This window comes from Streptococcus plurextorum DSM 22810 (assembly GCF_000423745.1).
In the GTDB taxonomy this organism is placed as follows: domain Bacteria; phylum Bacillota; class Bacilli; order Lactobacillales; family Streptococcaceae; genus Streptococcus; species Streptococcus plurextorum.
The window spans coordinates 54,019-74,922 of record NZ_AUIO01000005.1 but is presented as its reverse complement, the minus strand read 5'-3'; the positions used below and the strand labels follow the sequence as shown (position 1 = coordinate 74,922).

21 protein-coding genes are annotated in these 20,904 nt (G+C 41.3%); 17 read left to right on the top strand and 4 right to left on the bottom strand.

The annotated features are described in order from the left end of the window. The first annotated feature begins 3 nt into the window (after window positions 1-3). Window positions 4-294, top strand: a complete 291-nt coding sequence (locus G575_RS11180) for a hypothetical protein (RefSeq protein ID WP_027971809.1) — start codon at window positions 4-6, stop codon at window positions 292-294. Between the two features lie 80 nt (window positions 295-374). On the opposite strand, the gene G575_RS0105330 is transcribed toward G575_RS11180, so the two are convergent. Continuing rightward, window positions 375-1,160, bottom strand: a complete 786-nt coding sequence (locus tag G575_RS0105330) for an ABC transporter ATP-binding protein (protein WP_027971808.1) — start codon at window positions 1,158-1,160, stop codon at window positions 375-377. A gap of 121 nt (window positions 1,161-1,281) precedes the next feature. On the opposite strand from G575_RS0105330, the gene G575_RS0105325 reads away from it, so the two are divergent. From G575_RS0105325 to tpiA, 4 genes are all read left to right on the top strand, one after another. Continuing rightward, complete coding sequence (locus G575_RS0105325) at window positions 1,282-4,236, top strand: GBS Bsp-like repeat-containing protein (RefSeq protein WP_027971807.1); 2,955 nt, start codon at window positions 1,282-1,284, stop codon at window positions 4,234-4,236. 73 nt (window positions 4,237-4,309) lie between these two features. Continuing rightward, window positions 4,310-5,038 (top strand): pseudouridine synthase, encoded by a 729-nt coding sequence (locus tag G575_RS0105320; RefSeq protein ID WP_027971806.1) that lies wholly within the window; start codon window positions 4,310-4,312, stop codon window positions 5,036-5,038. Continuing rightward, on the top strand, window positions 5,039-5,755 hold the full coding sequence (locus tag G575_RS0105315) for a pseudouridine synthase (RefSeq protein ID WP_027971805.1): 717 nt from the start codon (window positions 5,039-5,041) through the stop codon (window positions 5,753-5,755). Between the two features lie 84 nt (window positions 5,756-5,839). Then, complete coding sequence (gene tpiA, locus G575_RS0105310; RefSeq protein ID WP_027971804.1) at window positions 5,840-6,592, top strand: triose-phosphate isomerase; 753 nt, start codon at window positions 5,840-5,842, stop codon at window positions 6,590-6,592. Window positions 6,593-6,625: 33 nt separating this feature from the next. Here the strand turns inward: tpiA and G575_RS0105305 are convergent, their stop codons facing one another. Then, entirely contained in the window at window positions 6,626-6,997 is a 372-nt protein-coding gene (locus G575_RS0105305; protein ID WP_027971803.1) for a PAS domain-containing protein, read from the bottom strand. A gap of 171 nt (window positions 6,998-7,168) precedes the next feature. On the opposite strand from G575_RS0105305, the gene G575_RS0105300 reads away from it, so the two are divergent. The 4 genes from G575_RS0105300 to guaC all read left to right on the top strand — a co-directional run bounded on the left by G575_RS0105300 (window position 7,169) and on the right by guaC (window position 10,950). Beyond that, complete coding sequence (locus tag G575_RS0105300; protein ID WP_027971802.1) at window positions 7,169-8,449, top strand: MFS transporter; 1,281 nt, start codon at window positions 7,169-7,171, stop codon at window positions 8,447-8,449. Between the two features lie 6 nt (window positions 8,450-8,455). Beyond that, window positions 8,456-9,490 carry an ArsR/SmtB family transcription factor gene (locus G575_RS0105295; protein WP_027971801.1) on the top strand — a complete coding sequence of 345 codons (1,035 nt, stop codon included), beginning with the start codon at window positions 8,456-8,458 and terminating at the stop codon, window positions 9,488-9,490. A 14-nt stretch (window positions 9,491-9,504) separates the two neighbouring features. Further along, a complete protein-coding gene (locus tag G575_RS0105290; protein ID WP_027971800.1) occupies window positions 9,505-9,708 on the top strand; it encodes a hypothetical protein in 204 nt (67 codons plus the stop codon). Between the two features lie 258 nt (window positions 9,709-9,966). Continuing rightward, entirely contained in the window at window positions 9,967-10,950 is a 984-nt protein-coding gene (gene guaC, locus G575_RS0105285) for a GMP reductase (protein ID WP_027971799.1), read from the top strand. 66 nt (window positions 10,951-11,016) lie between these two features. On the opposite strand, the gene G575_RS0105280 is transcribed toward guaC, so the two are convergent. Together G575_RS0105280 and G575_RS0105275 are read right to left on the bottom strand one after the other, a co-directional pair. Next, entirely contained in the window at window positions 11,017-11,955 is a 939-nt protein-coding gene (locus G575_RS0105280; RefSeq protein ID WP_027971798.1) for a beta-1,6-N-acetylglucosaminyltransferase, read from the bottom strand. Between the two features lie 11 nt (window positions 11,956-11,966). Next, window positions 11,967-13,418, bottom strand: a complete 1,452-nt coding sequence (locus G575_RS0105275) for a UDP-N-acetylmuramoyl-L-alanyl-D-glutamate--L-lysine ligase (RefSeq protein ID WP_027971797.1) — start codon at window positions 13,416-13,418, stop codon at window positions 11,967-11,969. 89 nt (window positions 13,419-13,507) lie between these two features. Here G575_RS0105275 and G575_RS0105270 point away from each other — a divergent pair, with 89 nt between their 5' ends. From G575_RS0105270 to G575_RS0105235, 8 genes are all read left to right on the top strand, one after another. After that, window positions 13,508-15,151, top strand: a complete 1,644-nt coding sequence (locus G575_RS0105270; RefSeq protein WP_037622726.1) for a putative polysaccharide biosynthesis protein — start codon at window positions 13,508-13,510, stop codon at window positions 15,149-15,151. A gap of 136 nt (window positions 15,152-15,287) precedes the next feature. Then, window positions 15,288-16,538 (top strand): aminotransferase-like domain-containing protein, encoded by a 1,251-nt coding sequence (locus G575_RS0105265; RefSeq protein WP_027971795.1) that lies wholly within the window; start codon window positions 15,288-15,290, stop codon window positions 16,536-16,538. Window positions 16,539-16,577: 39 nt separating this feature from the next. Then, window positions 16,578-17,090, top strand: coding sequence for a GNAT family N-acetyltransferase (locus G575_RS0105260; protein WP_027971794.1), 513 nt, complete (start codon window positions 16,578-16,580; stop codon window positions 17,088-17,090). Next, entirely contained in the window at window positions 17,090-17,635 is a 546-nt protein-coding gene (locus G575_RS0105255) for a GNAT family N-acetyltransferase (protein WP_027971793.1), read from the top strand. The genes G575_RS0105260 and G575_RS0105255 overlap by 1 nt, the downstream gene beginning before the upstream one ends. Further along, entirely contained in the window at window positions 17,632-18,252 is a 621-nt protein-coding gene (locus G575_RS0105250) for an HAD-IA family hydrolase (protein WP_027971792.1), read from the top strand. The genes G575_RS0105255 and G575_RS0105250 overlap by 4 nt, the downstream gene beginning before the upstream one ends. Before the next feature lie 5 nt (window positions 18,253-18,257). Continuing rightward, the gene (locus G575_RS0105245; RefSeq protein WP_027971791.1) at window positions 18,258-18,962 is read left to right on the top strand and encodes an O-methyltransferase; all 705 of its coding nucleotides are present in this window, start codon (window positions 18,258-18,260) and stop codon (window positions 18,960-18,962) included. 66 nt (window positions 18,963-19,028) lie between these two features. Continuing rightward, window positions 19,029-19,997: a peptidyl-prolyl cis-trans isomerase gene (locus G575_RS0105240; protein WP_027971790.1), complete on the top strand. Its 969-nt coding sequence runs from the start codon at window positions 19,029-19,031 to the stop codon at window positions 19,995-19,997. Between the two features lie 189 nt (window positions 19,998-20,186). Next, on the top strand, window positions 20,187-20,672 hold the full coding sequence (locus G575_RS0105235; protein WP_027971789.1) for an LURP-one-related/scramblase family protein: 486 nt from the start codon (window positions 20,187-20,189) through the stop codon (window positions 20,670-20,672). The last annotated feature ends 232 nt before the right edge of the window (window positions 20,673-20,904 follow it).

The following is a 20,904-nucleotide window of genomic DNA, read 5'->3' as shown; positions in this document are numbered from 1 at the left end:
CTCATGTTTGTTTTGCCCATCGAAAGATGCCAACCTAGTCAATGTTACCTATCTAAGCAGAAGGTCGATGCTGTGCGAATCTGGTTTTCTGTTGATAAGCTAGAGCCCTTACCCGTTAAAAAAGTAGGGGACACCATTTTCTTAATAGATGGTCATAGTAGAGCTTTTGTGGCTTATGAGAATGGCGTGACAGAGCTTACCTGTTTCTGGGATACGGATGACTGGCCTTTTTATGAAGACTGTGTCTTGGCTTGTCAGGAAAAAAGGTATCTTCAGTATCAAAGACCTGACTAAGCGCCAGCTTTCTCCAGAAGAATTTGAGGAAAAATGGCTGGGATTTTGCCGTGAGTTAAGTGAAAAAAACTCAGCCTTTCTTAGCTGAGTTTGGGTTGAATATAGATCCTATCCTGATCAATTGGAAAAATAGTGACAGGATTTTGATAGAAATCAGATAAGATGTCTTCGGTTAGGACATCTTTTTTTGGGCCTTGAGCAACGATTTTTCCTTGTCGTAGCAATAGAACATGACTAACTTGCTTAGTGATTTCTTCGGAGTGATGGGTCACATGAATAACTGTTGGAGCGTGAGGGAGTTTTGAAATCTGTTCAATCTGCGCCAGCAATTTTTCCCGCGCAAAAAGGTCTAAACCGCTAGTGGCTTCGTCAAGGATAATGATGTCAGGGTTTTCCATCAGGCTTCTAGCGATGAGAATGAGCTGTTTTTCACCTTGAGAAAGACTGGCGTAGATGCGTCCCAAAAGGTGCTCTCCACCAAGAGAAATCAGCATTTGTCGAGCCTGATTGAGCTCCGGCTCACCATAAGCCTTGTAGAGGATGGAGGACTTGTACTTTCCAGTCAAGACAATCTGCTCTGCCTTCATATTTTTAGGCAAGCGCTCGGAAATAAACGTGCCCACGATACCGATCTTAGTTCGAATAGCGGTCATATCTTCTTGACCAAAGGTCTTGCCAAGGATATTGATTTGCCCTTTGCTTGCCCAGTGTTCCGCCATAATCAGCTTGAGTAAACTGGTCTTTCCAGAGCCATTAAGGCCTAGAAGTGCCCAGGTCTCTCCTTTTTCGACCTGCCAGTTGATATTTTCTAAAATTAATTTTCCTTGACAAAGGTAATCAACTTCTTGCAATGAAATAACTGCCATACACACTCCTTATCTCATTTCATTATACCATATTTACCCTTGTTTTTTGGAATCCTGGATCTAGTGGCTCTTCATTTGAAAATATGTTAAAATAGCTTAAATGACATATTGGGGAGATATTATGAAGAGACCATTAAAAACCTATTTGACCATTCCTTTAGCCTTGACCATGTTTTTGGCTTCCATGCAAGTAGCTGCTGAGGAAACATCAACAAGTTCTTTGGAAGCAAGTGTCACTGATGCTACTGGGAATAGTTCCACTCCTTTAACGGAGGCATTAGTGGTCGAAGCCATAGAAGCAGAAGCTATTAGTGTAAAACAAGATAATCAGCTCACCCAACAAGCATCAGAACTTTTGCAAGAAGACGTTGCAGCTGCGCCTAGCCAAACGGCTCCCAATCTTCAAACAATCATTCATCAATTGAACCCAACAGACTTTCAAGTGACTATCTCAGGTGTGCCGAGTGAGATTGAGCGTTTGACAGTGCCTATTTGGTCAGAGGTTAATGGTCAGGATGATATCAAATGGTATGAAGCTCAAAAACAAGCTGATGGCAGCTATCAAGTGATTGTCAGTATTGAAAACCATACCTTCTCATCAGGTCTTTACCAGATTCATTACTATGGAAAAACGACTAGTGGAGAGAATGGCTTTTTAGGAAAAACGACCTATCAACAACCTCAAGTCCCATCGCTAGCTATTAATCAAGTGAGTGATAGCAGGTTTCAAGTGAAGATTACAGATATCTCTGGGGGCTATGACAAAGTGCTTCTGCCGACATGGAGTGAACACAATGGTCAAGATGATCTCAGGTGGTATGAGGCGCAAAAGCAGGTTGATGGTAGTTATCTGGTAGATGTTGACCTGACTAATCATCAGTTTGACTGGGGCAATTACCAAATACATTTATACGGTGAAAAATCAGGTCATCGCTTTTTCTTGACGAAAACGAGTCATTATCAAGTTCAGCCCGAACCACAGGCAAAGGTTACCCAACTAACACCGACCGATTTTCAGGTTAAGGTATCAAATATTCCTAGTTATTTTGAAAGGGTCCTTATTCCGACCTGGTCAGAAGTCAATGGTCAGGATGATATCAAATGGTACGAAGCTCAAAAACAAGCTGATGGCAGTTATCAGGCTAATATCAGTATTGAAAATCATACCTTCTCATCTGGTCAATATCACATTCACTATTATGGGGTTCAATCAAGCGGTGAGAGTAGTTTTATAGGTAAGACGACTTATCAACAGCCTCAAGTGCCAAACTTTGCAGTTACTCCGCTTAGTGATCGTCTTTTCCAAGTGAAGATTACAGATATTTCTACAAATTATGACAAGATTCTTCTACCGGCATGGAGCGACAATTCTGGTCAAGATGACTTAAGATGGTATGAGGCGCAAAAACAGTCAGACGGCAGTTATCAGGTGGTCATTGATACCTTTAATCATCACTTGGATTCAGGGGTCTATCAGCTACACTTGTATGGTGAAAAGGCAGGTCATCGCTCCTTCTTAACAAAGACGACCCATACACAAGAGCAGGTTCAAGTAGAGACAAAGGTCACAAGAGTTTCGGATAGTCAATTTGCAATCAAAGTGACAAATGTTCCTAACTATATCACCAGCCTTCGTCTTCCTGTCTGGTCAGAGGTCAATGGTCAAGATGACTTAAAATGGTATGAAGCGCAGAGACAATATGATGGCAGTTATACTTACACTGTCAATATCAAAGATCATGGCTATGCAACAGGAGCCTATCAGATTCATGTTTATGGTAACTCACCGTGGGTAAATGGTATTTTTCTAAATGGAAATACCAACTATGACGTTCCATCTTCAGAAACAGTCATTGAAACCCTCACCCCTACCCGCTTCAAGGTTGTGGTAAAGAACGTGCCAGATTATGTGACGAGCATCAGTCTTCCAGTTTGGTCAGATGTTAATCATCAGGATGATATCAAGTGGTATGAGGGAATCAAAGCTGCTGATGGTAGCTATAGTGTTATTGTGGAGAGTAAGAATCATAACTATGATGGTGATGTTTACCATATTCATACCTACGCTCGTACAGTAGATGGGCAATTGATTTTCTTAGCTAATAATCAGACTAGCCTCGCAGAGATGACGGGCCCAATCGCCCAATTAGACATTATCAATGTCAACAAGGTATCGGGAACTTTTGATATTGTCGTCTCTAATATTGAATGGCGCTATGGTGTGCAGAATGTCATTATCCCAGTCTGGTCAGAGCTTAATGGTCAAGATGATCTAGAATGGTATCAAGCCACTAAGCAATCTGATGGCACTTATCGATTTACTGTCCAAGCAAGCAATCACAATTATAATAAAGGAACCTATCACGTTCACCTCTATATTACAGATTATCGTGGGGAAATGGTCGGGGTAACAGGCACTACAGTGGAGGTAGATGTAAGGCAAGAATTGCCTGCCTATTTCATTGATATTAGTAGTCACAATGGAAATATTTCTGTTGCTGAATTTTTAAGACTGAAAAGCCAAGGCATTCTTGGTGTCGTTGTGAAGTTAACAGAAGGGACCTCATACACTAACCCTTATGCTCCTTCTCAAATCGCAAATGCCAAAGCAGCAGGCATGAAAGTATCTGCTTATCATTATTCTCACTATACTTCAGAGGATTGGGCGAGACAAGAGGCGCGGTATTTTGCTCAAAAAGCTAGAGAGTTTGGCTTGTCAGGAGATACCTTGATGGTCAATGACATTGAAGAGCAGAAAATGAAGGAGCGTCTAAATGAAAATACACTAGCTTGGGTATCTGAGATGAGTCGCCTTGGTTTTACCAATAATATGTACTACACAGGGGCAAACTGGCTTGATATTCGAGGTGGTGCATTGAATACTCGTCTGTTTGGTGAACGTAATATTTGGGTTGCACACTATACAAAAGGTTACACCTATATGGATCAAGCAGAAGCGAAAGCAACGTCGCACTATAGAGAATTTGGTGCTTGGCAATATACCAGTGTATCGACGAAACTTTCTTATAATTATTTGGATGAAAACCTGGACTACACAGGTCGATTTACCCTATAGTTTACCGATTTTATCAAAGTGTGGCTCAGCCACACTTTTTCGGTGTTTTTATGAAAGGTATAAAGGAACTCTCATGCGATTAGATAAATTTTTAGTGGACTGTGGTGTAGGAAGCCGAACAGAAGTGAAATACCTGCTCAAGCGAAAAGAGGTCAGAGTCAATGGGAAGGTTGAGACCTCTCCCAAAGCTCAAGTCAATGAAAAAGAAGATGAGATTTGCTTTCAGAATCAGGTACTCACTCATGAAACCTATGTTTACTACCTCCTTAACAAGCCTAAAGGTGTGATTTCAGCGACGGAAGACCCCAAGCATCGAACGGTACTTGACTTGCTAGATGAAACTGCACGTCATAAGGAGGCTTTTCCAGTCGGTCGTCTAGATAGTGACACAACGGGTCTTCTCCTTATCACTAACAATGGACAACTGGCTCATGCCATGTTATCACCTAAAAAACATGTGGATAAAATCTATCTGGCCCAGGTATCTGGTATCATGAATAAGGAAGATATCGATGCTTTTGACAAAGGGATTGTTCTTAAAGACCATACCTGTCAGCCAGCCCGTTTAGAGATTTTATCAGTTGATGAGGAAAAAAAGAGTTGCTGTGTTAACATCACGATTCGGGAAGGAAAGTTCCACCAAGTCAAACGTATGGTTGCTAGTAGAGGCAAAGTTGTCACTGAATTAGAGCGGATTAGTATGGGGCCTTTGCGTTTGCCAGAGGATTTAACAAGAGGCGAATTTCGTCGATTAACAAGGGAGGAGCTGGCTAGTCTTGCTGTTTTCGAGGTACCTCTATAGATGCGTCTGGATAAATTATTGGCCCAATCAGGCTATAAGTCTCGCAACCAAGTCAAAAAACTTCTAAAAAGCCAGCAAATTAAGGTAGATGGTCAGGTGATCAGAAGCGCAAGTCACAATGTTGATACAGGTCTGCAAGTTATCACCGTATCTGGGAAGCAACTTTGCCATTCGCCTCATACCTACTATCTCATGAATAAACCAGCTGGTGTGGTATCAGCTAGGTCTGATGAGGAACATCAAACCATCATTGACTTGATAGCTAAAGAGGATTGGGTGGAAGGGCTCTATCCTGTTGGACGTTTGGATCGAGACACAGAAGGCTTGGTTCTTATTACCGATAATGGTCCATTAGGTTTTCGGATGTTGCATCCTAATAACCATGTGGCAAAGACCTATTATGTCGAGGTCAATGGACCGCTACTAGAGGATGCCATGTCATTTTTTGAGCAAGGCATAGCCTTTTTAGATGGACCGGTTTGTAAACCTGCCAAGCTTCAGATCCTTCATTCTAGCTCAGAGAAAAGCGCCGCTCACTTGACCATCAGTGAAGGGAAGTTTCACCAAGTTAAAAAAATGTTTTTAGCTTATGGCGTTAAGGTGACCTATCTCAAACGCCTCACCTTTGGAGGCTTTACTCTGGAAGAACAACTATCTCCAGGGGCTTACCGTTCCCTGACTGATGACGAAAAGGCGCTGATAAAAAGCTATTTTTAAAAGGGATGGCAACAAATCCTTTGAATCAAGCTGTTTTTGTGATAAAATGGACAAGTAAAAATTTTTTAAGAAGAGGTATGTGAAATGTCACGTAAACCAATTATTGCTGGTAACTGGAAAATGAACAAAAACCCTCAAGAAGCACAAGCTTTCGTTGAGGCAATTGCAGGTAAATTACCTGCTGGCGACAAGATTGAAGCAGCTATCGCAGCGCCTGCTGTTGATTTGAACGCTCTCTTGTGGTTCGCTAAAGATTCTGAATTGAAAGTTGCTGCTCAAAACTGCTACTTTGAAGATGCAGGAGCCTTCACTGGTGAAACTTCTCCAAAAGTATTGGCTGAAATGGGTGTTAACTATGTTGTTATCGGTCACTCAGAGCGTCGTGATTACTTCCACGAAACTGACGAAGACATCAACAAAAAAGCTCACGCAATCTTCCGTAACGGTTTGACACCAATCATCTGTTGTGGTGAGTCACTTGAAACTTACGAAGCTGGTAAAGCTGTTGAATTCGTAGGTGCTCAAGTTTCTGCAGCTTTGAAAGACTTGACTGCTGAGCAAGTAGCTTCACTTGTGATTGCTTATGAGCCAATCTGGGCAATCGGTACTGGTAAATCAGCTACTAAAGACGATGCACAAAATATGTGTAAAGCTGTTCGTGACGTTGTGGCAGCTGACTTCGGTCAAGAAGTAGGAGACAAAGTCCGCGTTCAATACGGCGGTTCTGTAAACCCATCAAACGTTGCTGAATACATGGCTTGTCCAGATGTTGATGGTGCTCTTGTAGGTGGTGCTTCACTCGAAGCAGAAAGCTTCTTGGCACTTTTGAACTTCTAAGATAAACATAAATGAGTTTGCCTGTCAGCAAACTCATTTTTCGTTTGAGATGGAAGCACCTGAGATGACGTCCGACCAGCCGACAAGAGCTTGTGCAGAGTTTTCTAGGTAAGATGAAAGGATTGGTTTGATGTCTTGGACGGTTTCCATAACCCCTTGAAAATCACCGCTGTCATCAAAGAGCATGATATAAGATTGCATAAAAACCTGACCAAAAGCCTCATTTGGAATTTCCAGATGAAGGCTTTTTTCTGTCGATTGGCTAAGTTCCTGCCAGACCCACTGAGGCAAGACTTGGTCTTGACTTGGAAAGAAAGTGCCGTCAGCTTTGCCGTTGCTGTAAGCTAACTGGAGATTTTGATCATAAAAAGCAGTTTTGTAAGGAAGAAAATCAAGATAATTCATGCTTTAATCATATCTTTTTTAGGTTAAAATAGCAAAAAAACAAACTTTTTAAACAAATGTTTAAAAATATTTTAAAAAATATTTATTTAAGTATTGACTTAACAAAAATCAAATGATAAAATAAAACCACAAAAGTTAAATAAATACTTAAAAACAAATAAGGAGATTCTTATGAAAAAGATATTAACCAATAAGATTTTTATGGCTACCTTTGTATCTGATATGCTCTCTAACTTTGGGGACAGCCTATACTATTTGGCGCTGATGAATTATGTTCTGCTTTTGCCAAATGCTAGTTTTGCACTTGGTATAGTAACCTTATCAGAGTCTCTTCCCATTTTGACGCGCTTTATCATGGGAGTCGTAGCTGACAAGACAAAAAATAAGCTTGATACCATTTTACTAACCCAAATTTTCCGTGTCTTGCTTTATGTGATAGTTGGTGTTACTATGGGCTTTGAGCCTAGTTTATGGATTGTCCTTGTGGCAGTTGTCATTAACCTCTTATCTGATCTTTCGGGTCAATACGAGACTTATCTCTTTACCCCAATTTCATTGAGAGTGGTTTCTCATGAAGATCGTGAGGGAGCCATGGCTTTCAGACAGGCCAGTAGCTCTATGTTACAGATTGTTTTTCAGGCAAGCGGTGCAGTACTTGTTGCTATTATGAGCTACCAGACTTTGGCCTTCTTTAATGCAGGGACTTTTCTTGTCAGTGCTTTGATCATGTTGGCCCTTCGTCCTGCCATGTCTAAACTGTTGACTGATAACCCTATCAAACAGACAGCAAAGCATTCGGATGCGTCTAAGGGAATGGTGACTGAATTGACTACGTCGCTTAGGGATGCAATGGCGACAGTTCGTGCTATTCCAGTCTTGGAAAAGAGCCTCATGACCATTATCGGTATCAATGCTGTAGGGTCTATCCTTGATGTATTGGTCCTAGCAACGGTCAAGGATTTTAGTGATTTTGTCCTTGTCAATCCAGCTACAACCATAGCAGCTGTCTCAATAGCCTTCTTTGTTGGTAATATTCTTGGTTCTGTACTGTGTACCACGCTTTTTAAAGCGGCAGATTTGCTGGCGATGGCCAAATTGACCCTGGCCTTGTTAGTGCCTTTCTTTGCTAGTTTAGTGTTACATAATATCTACATGGCTTTAGGAATTCTGTTTCTAGTAGCTGTCGTGACTGGTGGTGTCACTCCTAAATTTTCTGCCATGATGTACCGCGAAATCCCAGAGGAAAAGCTAGCGACAGTTGGTTCTGGGATTGACACCTTGTTGACGGTTGGCATGGTGGTGAGTAAATTTGTGCTGTCAGGCATGGTGGTGGTCTTACCGGCTCAGGTCATTTCAATCATTTATCTCTTGCTTACGCTGCTACTTTTGGTTTATACTATTAAAGAAAAAGTTAAAAAAATAAAGCAGTTGTTGAAACTGCATAGAAAGTGATGTGACATGGCCTTTACCTACAATCAAATCCGTTCTGAAATTTTTGAGCAAACCATGCTACCGGTCTTTTCCTATCGTGATAGTGAGTGGGATTTTACCCAAAAAGAGCGTAGTATTTTAGTCAAAGACTTAGAAATCTTAGAAGAACTCTATCAGCTTTTCCTACCTTATCAGGAGCAAATCAGAGCTTACCATATTATGGGGGCTGGTTGGAGCTTTTTAACAACTTGTTATTTTTACCTGCTTAATCAAGATAAGGAACCGTCTACGATTGAGGACTTGCACGAGCAGATCCTTGCCCTTTCAGAGGATGAGCTGGATCTCTGCCTTCGTCTGTTTCTGACAGATGAAAGTTGGAAAGACAATAAAGACAAAGATTATTGGAATATTTTGGAAGATGCAGCCATTAAACCTGAGGATAAGTGGCATCTGTTAGCCTTCAGTCGTGATCTGAAGGAGAATGTCAAAAAGTCTGTTGCCTTATCACGAGAGCTGGTTGCTCTTTATCAGCCTTATCTTGACAAAAGCAGAGCAGAGCGCGATAGTTATGTTAAAACCCTTGATCTTGATGCTTTGATAAGAAAGGCTCACGCGCTTAAGATGATTCAGGAGACGCTGACAACGAAAGACTTTGATCTCTATATTGTCAGTCCTTGGCTGATTCGTCTATCGGTTCTGTCAGCCACTGAAGAGATGTTTGAAAAGCACAGGAACTTCTTGATTTTATCCTGCAAGATAAACCAACTTTTAAGTAGCCATAATGAGCTAGACGAGGATAATTTTACCTCAGCACTTAAGAGTCTGAGTGATGTGACAAGGTACAAGGTTTTGGTGGCGCTGACGCAACCTCATGCCAAAAGTAAGGACATTGCAGAAGAGCTTGGCATCACGAGTGCAGCGATTTCCTTTCATCGACAAAAGCTGCAAAATGCACAGCTCTTACTCTTTAATAGTGATGAGAAACATGTCAAGTACGATCCGAATCGGGAACTGATTCAGGCCGTTATTGATAAATTAAAAGCAGATTTTAAATTGAACTAGAAAGTAGGTACTATATGGTAATCAAGATAAAAAATGGAAACTGGTTTGACGAAAGGGATCGTCAATTGACAAAAGAAGAAGTAGAAGCCATGCAAAGGCAAATCAAAGATGAATTAGACACGGAGTTGTCAGATACCGGCTTTGAAGGATGGGTAAAGCGTTTTGTAACGAAGCGTGTTGTCAATGGTAAAAAGGCTGTTCACATTATGACAGACTGATATTCGACGGAATCAAAACATTAGTTGTGTGCCGAGTAACAGATGTTTTTAGTAAAATCCGAACGTTCTTAAAAATGTTTCACAAAAAATTTGACAAAAGAAAAACATATCGGTTAAAATAACAATGGAAAGGTAAGAAATTACCTAGCGATGCTCAGAAAACTGAGTTATAGGAAGGTCATCAAATAGGTTGATATTGCTGTGAGATGACTTTTTGTACCTTCAAAAACCTTCTTTCAGCATGGAAAGAGGTTTTTTATGTTTAACGAGACACCCGTATTTGATTATGAAGATGTGCAACTGATTCCGAATAAGTGTATCATCAATAGTCGTTCCGAGGCGGATACGACGGTTACTTTGGGCAAGTATAGCTTTAAGTTGCCGGTGGTGCCTGCCAATATGCAGACCATTATCGATGAGAATGTGGCGGAGATGCTGGCTAAGGAAGGCTATTTCTACATCATGCACCGCTTTGATGAGGCTGGCCGCATTCCCTTTATCAAGCGGATGCACGATCAGGGGTTGCTGGCTTCGATTTCAGTTGGCGTTAAAGAGTATGAATATGATTTTGTGACCAGTCTTAAAGATGATGCTCCTGAGTTTATCACCATTGATATTGCCCACGGTCATGCAGACAGCGTGATTCAGATGATCCAGCATATCAAGAAGGAGTTGCCTGAAACCTTTGTCATCGCGGGAAATGTGGGCACGCCTGAAGCTGTTCGTGAGTTGGAAAATGCTGGTGCGGATGCGACCAAGGTCGGTATTGGGCCAGGCAAGGTCTGCATTACCAAGGTGAAAACAGGTTTTGGTACGGGTGGCTGGCAGTTAGCGGCACTTCGTTGGTGTTCAAAAGCAGCTCGCAAGCCGATTATTGCGGACGGTGGTATCCGTACCCACGGAGATATTGCCAAATCAATCCGCTTCGGTGCCAGCATGGTCATGATTGGCTCGCTCTTTGCAGGGCACATTGAAAGCCCAGGGAAGACAGTAGAAGTAGATGGCGAACAGTTCAAGGAATACTACGGCTCTGCGTCAGAGTACCAAAAGGGTGCTTATAAAAACGTTGAAGGGAAGAAGATTCTCTTGCCTGCCAAGGGACACTTGAAGGATACTTTGGTGGAAATGCAACAAGACTTGCAGTCTTCCATTTCCTACGCTGGTGGTCGGGATATCGACAGCCTCAAGCACGTGGACTATGTTATCGTGAAAAACTCCATTTGGAATGGGGATTCGATCTAATATTAAAAAGACTAGGCTGCCTAGTCTTTTATTGTTATTTTTTCAAAAATGTTTGACTGGAGGAAACTAATGTTTGACGTTTTGGTCGATATAGTCTTTGACCTTAGGGTATTTTTCCAGGTCAAATTTCCGAGAAAAGAGATGGCCTAAGGCAATACCCTGATCTAATTGAGCAAGGTCTTCGGCAGAATCTGTCCAGGTATAAGGACTTCCCTTCCACCAGTTGATGTAGCGCAGATTTCCTTGGAACTCATCAGGGATATCCTTTGATGGTTGGTAGTGGAAGATATTGCCAATGAGTCCAGAACGCTTCAATACAAGGGGGAAATACATCTCATCGGCTATATAGGAATGGCGGAAATGTTTTTCAAGGAAAGGGCGCTCTGCTAGAACCGTTAACAGGGTCTGGTGGTTACACGATTTCCAATTTGAATAGGAATCCAACCCCCATTCTGCGCGATGGCCGTTTAGACGGTCGATTTTTAATGCGGTTTGCACCTTATTTTCTAGAATACGATAGGCACGTAGGAGCTTTTGTGCAGGTTTAGAAAGGTCGCGAGCGCTTATTTTGGTGGTCAAGTGATAGTGTTCGACCAGTTTATAGAGCTTGGTTTTTTCAAAGTCAACCTGATTGCGTGTGATGAAAATTTTATCCAACTTATCCGCAAAAAAATCATGGATTTTATCTTGAGAGACCAAGGGGAGATCCACACCCGAGATTAAGTGATACATGGCATAGGTGTCGGTTTGAGTAGCTGTTTCAAACAAGGTCAATTCACACTCAATTTGACTATAATCCCCCCAATGAACAGCTAAACGAGGTGTCAGGTAAACGCTAGAGTATTTGGTTGCGTTTTGTAAATCCTCTAGGGTTTGATCACTGATATTTGCCTTTTTGTCCACATGAATGAAAATATCATTACGGGCATCATCCAGTAGGGAAATCAGGTATTTGAGTTGTTCGAATTTGTCATGAGCAATAATCAGGTAAGCATGTCTTTTCATCTGGTTACTTTCTAATTCAGATTTTTCTTGGCAATTTCAAGATCCCCTAGGTATGGGACTTTTTGCCCCTTAACAATTTGATAAGCATCTGCCCCTTTTCCAGCAATAATGACAGCATCGGTGCTCTTTTTGGTCAAGAGGAGAGCTTCTTGGATGGCTTTCTCACGGTCGACGATGATGCGAACGGGACGATTGATGTGACCAGCAATCTCTTGGGAGATGTTTAATGGGTCCTCGTAGTTAGGATCGTCTGCTGTGAGGATTACAGTCACATTAGGATGGTGATTTAATACCGTCCCAAAATCCGCTCGACGGCTCTCGCCTTTATTGCCAGGAGCTCCTAAAATCAAAATGACTTCTCCTGTCTGATACTCCTGAACCACTGATAGAAGCTTTTCAAGGCTATCTCCGTTATGAGCATAGTCTACAAAAACTTTTGCCCCATTTTTCTGAGTCAAGACTTCCATACGACCTGGAACAGTGGTTTCTGAAATCCCTTTGTAAATATCCTCTTGTTGAGCTCCTAGTCGCAAGCAGGCAAGGGCAGCGGCCACAGCATTTTCTTGGTTGAAAGAACCAATCAACTGGATGTCATAGTGTCCGGCCAGTTTTCCAGTCAGATCAAAGGAAAAAGCCTTGCTATTTTGGATGGTATTATCAGAGTGCTTGCCATAAAAATCATGTGATTTTTGCCCGATTTGATCACGCACGATTGGGAAGTGATCCATGTCGGAATTGACCACAACAGCTAAGCTATTATCCATTAAAAGACGCTTATGGTAAAAGTAATCAGAAAAGTTTGGATGCTCAATGGGACCAACGTGGTCTGGGCTGATGTTTAAAAAGACGCCCACATCAAAGGTTAGCCCATAGACGCGATTGACCAGATAGGCCTGACTGGAGACTTCCATGACCAGATGCGTCATACCATTTGCTAGAGCTTGAGCCATCATGCGAAACAGGTCAATGTTTTCAGGTGTTGAAAATTGAGATTTAAAAAAGGTTTTCCCCCCGTCTAGGCTAGTATTCATGGTGGATAGCAGAGCGACTTTGTGCCTTTGTTTCAAGATATTAAAGGCAAAGTACGCTGCAGTGGTTTTTCCTTTTGTTCCTGTAAAAGCTAAGAGTTTTAATTTATTTTGCGGATTGCCGTAGAAATTCATGGCAATCAAACTCATGGCCTTTTTAATATCTGACACGATGATTGCTGGAATAGTGAGCTCGTAATCTATTTCTGACACGTAGCAAGTGAGGCCTTTTTGGATAGCGGCTTCTAAAAATTCTCGTTTAAAGGCAGCACCTTTAGCAAAAAAGAGGGTTCCGTTAGTAACGTCACGGCTATCGTAGGAGATACTATCAAAGGTCATTCCTTCTGAGTGATAGTGAAAAGCACCATCAATCATCAGTTCACGAAAATTATTATCCTGCTTGAGAATATCAAGCACTTCTTCAATCTTAATCATGCTACTATTTTAGCCCTAATGTTGAGAATTTACAAGTCACAGGCAAAAGTTTATAATTAAGACAATACTACCAGAGAAAAGAGAGTCTCATGACAGAAGATTATCACAAAATAAAGGCTGATCAACAACAGTCTAAAATGGTGAAAGGAGTGGCCTGGGCCACAGCGGGAAATTTCATTAGCCGATTGTTAGGGGTCCTTTATATCATTCCTTGGATGGCTTGGTTGGGGGCGTATCGTGATGTTGCTAATGCTTATTTTAATATGGGTTACAACATCTATGCCCTTTTTTTATTGATTTCCACCGTTGGGATTCCAGTAGCGGTAGCTAAGCAAATCGCTAAATACAACGCTATGGGTAAAGAGGATGTCAGCTACTATTTGGTGCGTGAATTTTTAAAACTGATGCTTATCTTTGGCATCATCGTTGCAGGTATCATGTACTTTTCTGCTCCGATTTTAGCCAATTTATCCGGTGCAGGAAATGAGCTGGTTCCTGTCATCAGGAGTTTATCTTGGGCAGTTCTCTTCTTTCCGCTCATGAGTGTTTTTCGTGGTGTTTTCCAAGGGACAAATAATCTCCGTCCTTCGGCTACGAGTCAAATCATTGAACAATTGTTACGTGTTATTTGGATTTTAGTCACGACCTTCTTTATCATGAAAGTTGGCTCAGGGAACTACATGGATGCGGTTGTGCAATCCACCTTTGCGGCTTTTATTGGTTTACTTGGTAGTTTAGTGTTTTTAGTTTATCAACTCCATAAGGATGGTACTCTGGGGAAAATTCTTTTTGCTAAGCCAAGTGATCAGGCCACGAATACCTTAGCCCTAGTTATAGAGACCACAAAAGAAGCGATTCCCTTTGTGATTATAGGGTCAGCTTTTCAGCTTTATCAATTTGTAGACCAATTGACCTTTGTCAATACGATGGGGATGTTGACGACACAGAGCAAAGAACAACTGATGACGCTCTATTCTTACATGACTGCTAATCCAAGCAAGATTACCATGATTTTGATAGCCGTAACAGGGTCTATTGGTTCGGTGGCTATAGCACTGATTACGGAGAATTACATCAAAAAGGATACCAAGGCGACAGCTAGTCTCATTTTGAATAATCTTCAGATGCTTCTCCTCTTTTTAACACCCGCTATTTTGGGGTCTGTTTTACTAGCTAGACCACTTTACACTGTTTTTTATCCTAATCCTAGTCGGCTTGAGATTCAGCTTTTTGTGGTTAACTTGTTGCAAATTTTTGTCATGGGCTTTTATGCCCTCTTTGGAACCGTTATTCAATCGCTTTTTGAAAATCGCAGAGCAGTTCTCTATTTTGTCTACGGTTTTTTAGTGAAAGTGATTCTTCAGATTCCCTTAATCCTTCTTTTAAACGTTTATGGTCCTCTGCTTGCGACGACGATAGGCTTGTCAGTGTCTATCTATCTCATGTATGGTAGGGTACATCAGCTCACGCGTTTTAATCAAAAGGTATTTTATAAAAATAGTTTATTGATTCTCATTATGTCTTTGCTGATGGCACTTATTGTGGGCATTGTGGAGATTTTATTGGTAAGAGTTATCCCTGTCAGTTCAAAAGTTAATAGTGTGATTCACCTGCTTATAGGAGGTGGTTTGGGTGTGGCAGTTTATGGTTACTTAGCCCTGTTAACACGGAGAGCAGATAGCCTGATTGGTAAGCAACGTGCAGAGATGCTCCGTCGTAAATTGCGTCTTTAGGTGATTATTTCTATTTGAGTCTGTAGATATTTAGTAGAATATTTACAGACTTTTTGTCTTACTTGAAAAGCATTCAGTTGCAATAATATCAGGCCTATTATAGAATAGGATAACATCTGTATGGGGACACATTCTTATGAGTATTTATCAACGAATCGTAAATGATTTAAGCGCTGCTATCCGAACAGGACAATTAAAAAAGGGGGAGAAGTTGCCTTCTGTACGTCAGTTAAGTCGGGACTATCAGTGTAGCAAGGACACGGTGGTTAAAGCTCTCGCGGAGCTTAAACATCAAAAGGACATTTATTCGGTTAGCAAGAGTGGTTATTATGTTTTGGAAGGCATTGAGCAAGAGGAAGAGCTCTCTTTAAAGCTTAAAACTTATAATTACCAAACCTATGACTATTTCCGAATTTGTCTTGACGAAACCTTGAAGGGGCGTGAAAATTATTTGTTCAATTATTACCATAGTCAAGCAGGGCTAGATGGTTTATTGAAGTCTTTAAAAGGCCATCTCGAGGAGCGCAGTGTCTATGCTAAAGAGGGGCAGATTTTAGTGACGGCAGGTAGTCAGCAAGCGCTTTATATCCTTAGTCAAATTGATTTTCCCAATAATAAGCAGACGATTTTACTGGAGCAACCGACTTATCACCGTATGTATGATTTGGTCAGCGTACAAAACCTTCCTTTTTTAACCATTTCCCGAGATTTTTCAGGCTTGGATTTAGCTGAGTTAGAGGCGATTTTTAAAAGGGGTGACATTAAATTTTTTTATACGATATCACGCTTCTCAAATCCTTTAGGGCTGACCTATAATCTTGAAGAAAAGCAGGCTATTATTGAATTAGCGGAGCGCTATGATGTTTATATTCTAGAAGATGATTATATGGGTGATTTTACAAAATCCAGTGACTTGCCCCTACATTATTATGATATTCATGAACGAGTGATCTACCTTAAATCTTTTTCGATGTCCATTTTTCCAGCACTTAGGTTGGGAGCAGTGGTCCTTCCTGAATCTTTGAAAGACCGATTTTTAGCTTATAAGCGTTTGATTGATTATGACACTAATCTCATCATGCAAAGCGCTCTTTCGCTTTATCTGGATAATGGCATGTTTGATCAAAATATTAAACGCCTGCGTCAGCATTTTCAAAAAGAAATGTCAGTTGCTTCTGAGTGGCTAACTGATTACCAATTACCCTATCCTTATAGAGTTTCACCGCATTTTGTTGTGATAGCATTTCCTGAAGAGAAGATGAGAAACCTGATGTCTGACGAACAGCTCAGTCGTTTGACGATAAGTCATCGCAGTCAGGGAGGGGACTGCTATCTGCAATTCCCTCTCAACGAAAAGTTGCCAAAGTTACTTAAGAAGCTTACCTAAAGAAAGGCACCGTTTAGGAAGTGTCTAAAGGAGAAAAATATGGAGATTCGTCAGTTAACTGTAGCAGATCAGAAAGCTTTTGAGCGCTTTGAAAAAGCTATGCTTGAAGATGCTAAAGTGAATCCTTTTACCGAGTGGCGTGAGACGGGCGATTTTGAAAGCTTTGTTCGCCAAAGTGATCTGTCGGAATCAAGACAAGAAGGTCAAACTTGGTCTACCTATACCCGATTTTATGGCTTTATTGATGGCGAAATCGTGGGACTGCTGAGTTGTTTTTGGGACTTTGACCATCCAGATTGCCAGACTTTGGGTCATTTAGGCTACATGGTGGCACCGTCTTTTCGTGGCAATGGCATAGCTTCTCAGCTTGTTTCATACGGATTGGAACGTTACCGCGAAAGAGAGGTTGGAAGCATTTACATTGCAATGGCAGTGGACAATATGGCTAGTCGTAAAACCGCAGAGAAGGCAGGGGGAAACTTGCTAGGGATTTTTCAAATAGCTTTTCAGGGGAAACTTGTTGAAACGGCAAAATATGAGGTAATATTATGATGGACATTAGACGAATTGAGCTCACAGATGAGCAAGCCTTTCGCGCTTTTCAGGCCTTATTGTTGGCTGAAAAAGAAGCGGGAAATAGCTTTGTTGAAACACGAAAAGTTGAGGATTTCCAAGCCTTTGTGGAAAAATCACACCGTCAGGAGACAGAGACGGATGACCCTAACTGGTCAACATCAACCAGTTACTACGCCTTTGAAGATGGGGAGATTTTGGGGAAAATTTCCTGCCGTTGGGAAATTGAAAAAGGAGACTTATTAAGAGTAGGTGGGCATATTGGTTATGTGACATCACCTAAGCACCGCAGAAAGGGGGTTATCACTAAACTCTTAGCCTTTGCCCTTGAAAAATACAATCAGCGAGGCGTTGAGCGAGTGCTTATTACCACAAATAACAATAACCTTCCTAGTCGCAAGACCATTGAAAAATTTGGTGGGCAACTGGAAAATACTATTGCCGTGGAAGAAGATTTTCCAAATCCATTCATGGCAGGGGAGACTATTTGTCGTTATTGGGTTAAGACTGAGGGAGAGAAATGACTAGACCGACTTTTATTTGGGATTTTGACGGAACTTTGGCAGACTCTTACGAAGCTATCGAGCAGGCTTTGGAGGTGACCTATGCTCATTACCAATTGCCTTTTGATCGTGATAGGATAATGGCCTACATCATTGAGACTTCGGTCGGGCAACTTTTGAGAGAAATCGCAGCGCAAGATGAGATTGATTGGTCAGAGCTTAAAGCATTTTTTAGCCAAGAACAAGAAGCGCGTGATCATCTCGTTACCCTCATGCCTGGGGCAAAAGCGGTTCTGGAAAAGACGACGAAAGCAGGTATTCAGCATTTCATCTACACGCATAAGGGAGCTACGACAGATGCTGTGCTGAAAGATCTAGGTATTGATGGCTACTTTACAGAAGTGGTAACCTCAGCTAATGGCTTTGAGCGCAAACCTCATCCTGAAGGTATTGATTATTTGGTAACAAAATACCAGTTGGATAAGGCCAGTACATACTATATCGGTGACCGCAGCCTGGATGTCAAGGTGGCTGAAAATGCTGGCATCAAGTCGATCAATCTCCATCAGCCCGCGTCAGCCATTAACCAAAAAATCAATCAACTAAGTGACTTGTTGGCCCTTTTTGTGATAGAATAAATGCTATGGTTAAATCGTATAGTAAAAATGCAAATCACAACATGCGCCGTCCGGTGGTCAAGGAAAATGTCCTCCACTATATGCGTACACATCAAAAGCAAAATAAAGGGCATTTGGCCGAACTTGAAGCCTTTGCACGCCGTGAGAATATTCCAATCATTCAACATGAAGTGGTGGCTTATTTTCGATTGTTGATGCAGACCTTGCAACCTGAGAGTATCCTTGAGATAGGAACGGCTATTGGCTTTTCAGCTCTTCTCATGGCTGAATATGCACCAGAAGCAAAAATCACGACGATTGATCGTAATGAGGAAATGATTGCTTTTGCAAAGGACAATTTTGCTAAATATGATACTAGGAAGCAGATAAAGCTTCTTGAAGGAGACGCTGTGGATCTTCTGTCGACCCTAGAAGACGAGTACGACTTTGTGTTTATGGATTCGGCCAAGTCCAAATACGTCATTTTTCTACCCGAAGTTCTCAAACGCCTCAAGGTTGGAGGTGTCATTGTTTTTGATGACATCTTCCAAGGTGGAGATATTGCCAAACCTATTCAGGAAGTTCGCCGCGGTCAGCGCACGATTTACCGCGGTTTACACAGTTTGTTTGACCAGACCCTCAATCACCCTGATTTGACTGCTAGTCTTATTCCGCTTAGTGATGGTCTCTTGATGATTCGGAAAAATGCAGAGCAGATTGATTTTGATTAAGCCATTTTTAAGAAAATATGGTATAATGGTTGAGTTAATGATAAATAACGAGGAGTTACACATCACATGAAGAAAAAAATTGCTGCAGGTCTTGTGACCCTATTGTCAGTGGCCACTTTAGCTGCCTGCACAAGTAAAACAAGCGAAGGTGATAAATTAGTTACCATGAAAGGTGACTATATTACGGTTTCTGATTTTTATCAGCAAGTCAAATCAACTCAAGGAGCCCAACAGTCCATGTTGACTCTGATTTTGGAACGCGTTCTTGAGCAACAGTACGGTGATAAAGTCACTGTTAAAGAGACAGATGAAGCTTACAATAAAGAAGTCGAAGCTTATGGTGCTTCCTTCCAGCAAGTCTTGGCCATGAATGGCATGACACCTGAAACTTATAAACAGCAGATTCGTGTACAGATGCTCTTGAATTATGCGGTTAAAACAACTGCTGAAAAAGAGTTGACCGATGACGTTTATAAAAACTTATATGATAGCTACACACCTGAAATGACCTTCCAAGTTATTCAATTGGATAATCAAGAAACAGCTAACACGGTTCGTGCCGAAGCGGTTGCTGAAGGTGCAGACTTTGCTAAGATTGCTGCAGAAAAATCAGTCAATGCTAGCAAAATCGACTATACGGCAGATTCAGGAAGTACAGAGTTGCCACAAGAAGTCTTGACAGCCATGGCTACGCTTGAAAATGGTGCAACATCAGAGGTGATTTCAGCAGTCAATACAAGCACTTATACCACTAGCTATTACATTGTTAAAATGATTGCTAAGTCAGAAAAAGATGCTGACTGGAAGACTTACAAAGACCGCTTGAAAGAGATTTATTTGGCAGAGAAAGCTGCAGATGCAAGTTTCCAAAACAAGGTTATCGCAGCAGCTTTGGAGAAAGCCAATGTCAAGATTAAAGATGAGACCTTCTCATCCATTTTGTCACAGTATGCGGCAACAAACGAGACGACAACAGTCTCTGAAACAACAACAGCAACGTCTTCTGATAGTACAGAAGCAACAACTGCTCAATAAGGTTTAGAATAGATAGGCAAGGATTTTTTCAGAAAAGTGGCGGTTGATGCGAGCCATAAAAATCAGTCTATCTTGCTACTAAGTCCTCAGCTTACAGATAAAAAATGAGAATGACAAGTCATTGAATGGAGGTGGTACCGCGGTTTTTCGCCCTTCGTTTGGTTTCTTGTTATTTTTTTGGAGGTTATCATGAAGCAATTTCAAGTGAAACAGCGCTTTACCTTTGGTGGTGAAAAATTTGAGATTCGTGATAGTGAGGGGGAACTTGCCTATCAAGTGGAGGGGTCATTTCTTGAAATTCCCAAGCGCTTTATCGTAATGACTGCTCAAGGAAGAGAAGTTTGCCAGATTACCAAGAAATTTCTGACTTTTCTTCCTCAGTTTACCATTGATATGGCAAATGGACATTCCTTTTACTTGCAAAAAGCATTTACTTTTTTCAAGGATCGCTATAGGGTTGAAAATCTTGGTTTACTCCTTGAGGGGAATATCTGGGACTTAGATTTCAGCTTGAAAACAGCTGACGGGCAACTAGTAGCTCAAATTTCTAAAGAAGTTTTTCATCTGACTTCTCATTACGCGGTAAGGGTACTAGAGGATGAATTTGCAGATTTGGTCATTTCTTTGGTCGTTGCCATCGACTACGTGGAAATGTTGGAAAATGCATCAAATTAACCATAATATAACCTTTAAAACGGTTCAATTTAGCAGTTTTGTTAAATTGAACCCGCCCGGAAGACTCGCTTCTTTCTAATAACAACTTAAAAAAATATCTAAACGAAAGGAAAGGGTACCGAGTTTATTTCAAAATGAACTCGGGCTACGGACTTTCCCCTAAATAATCAAATATGAAAGGAAATGTTCAATTTGGATAATTTTCTGAATTGAACCCGCCCGGAAGGCTCGC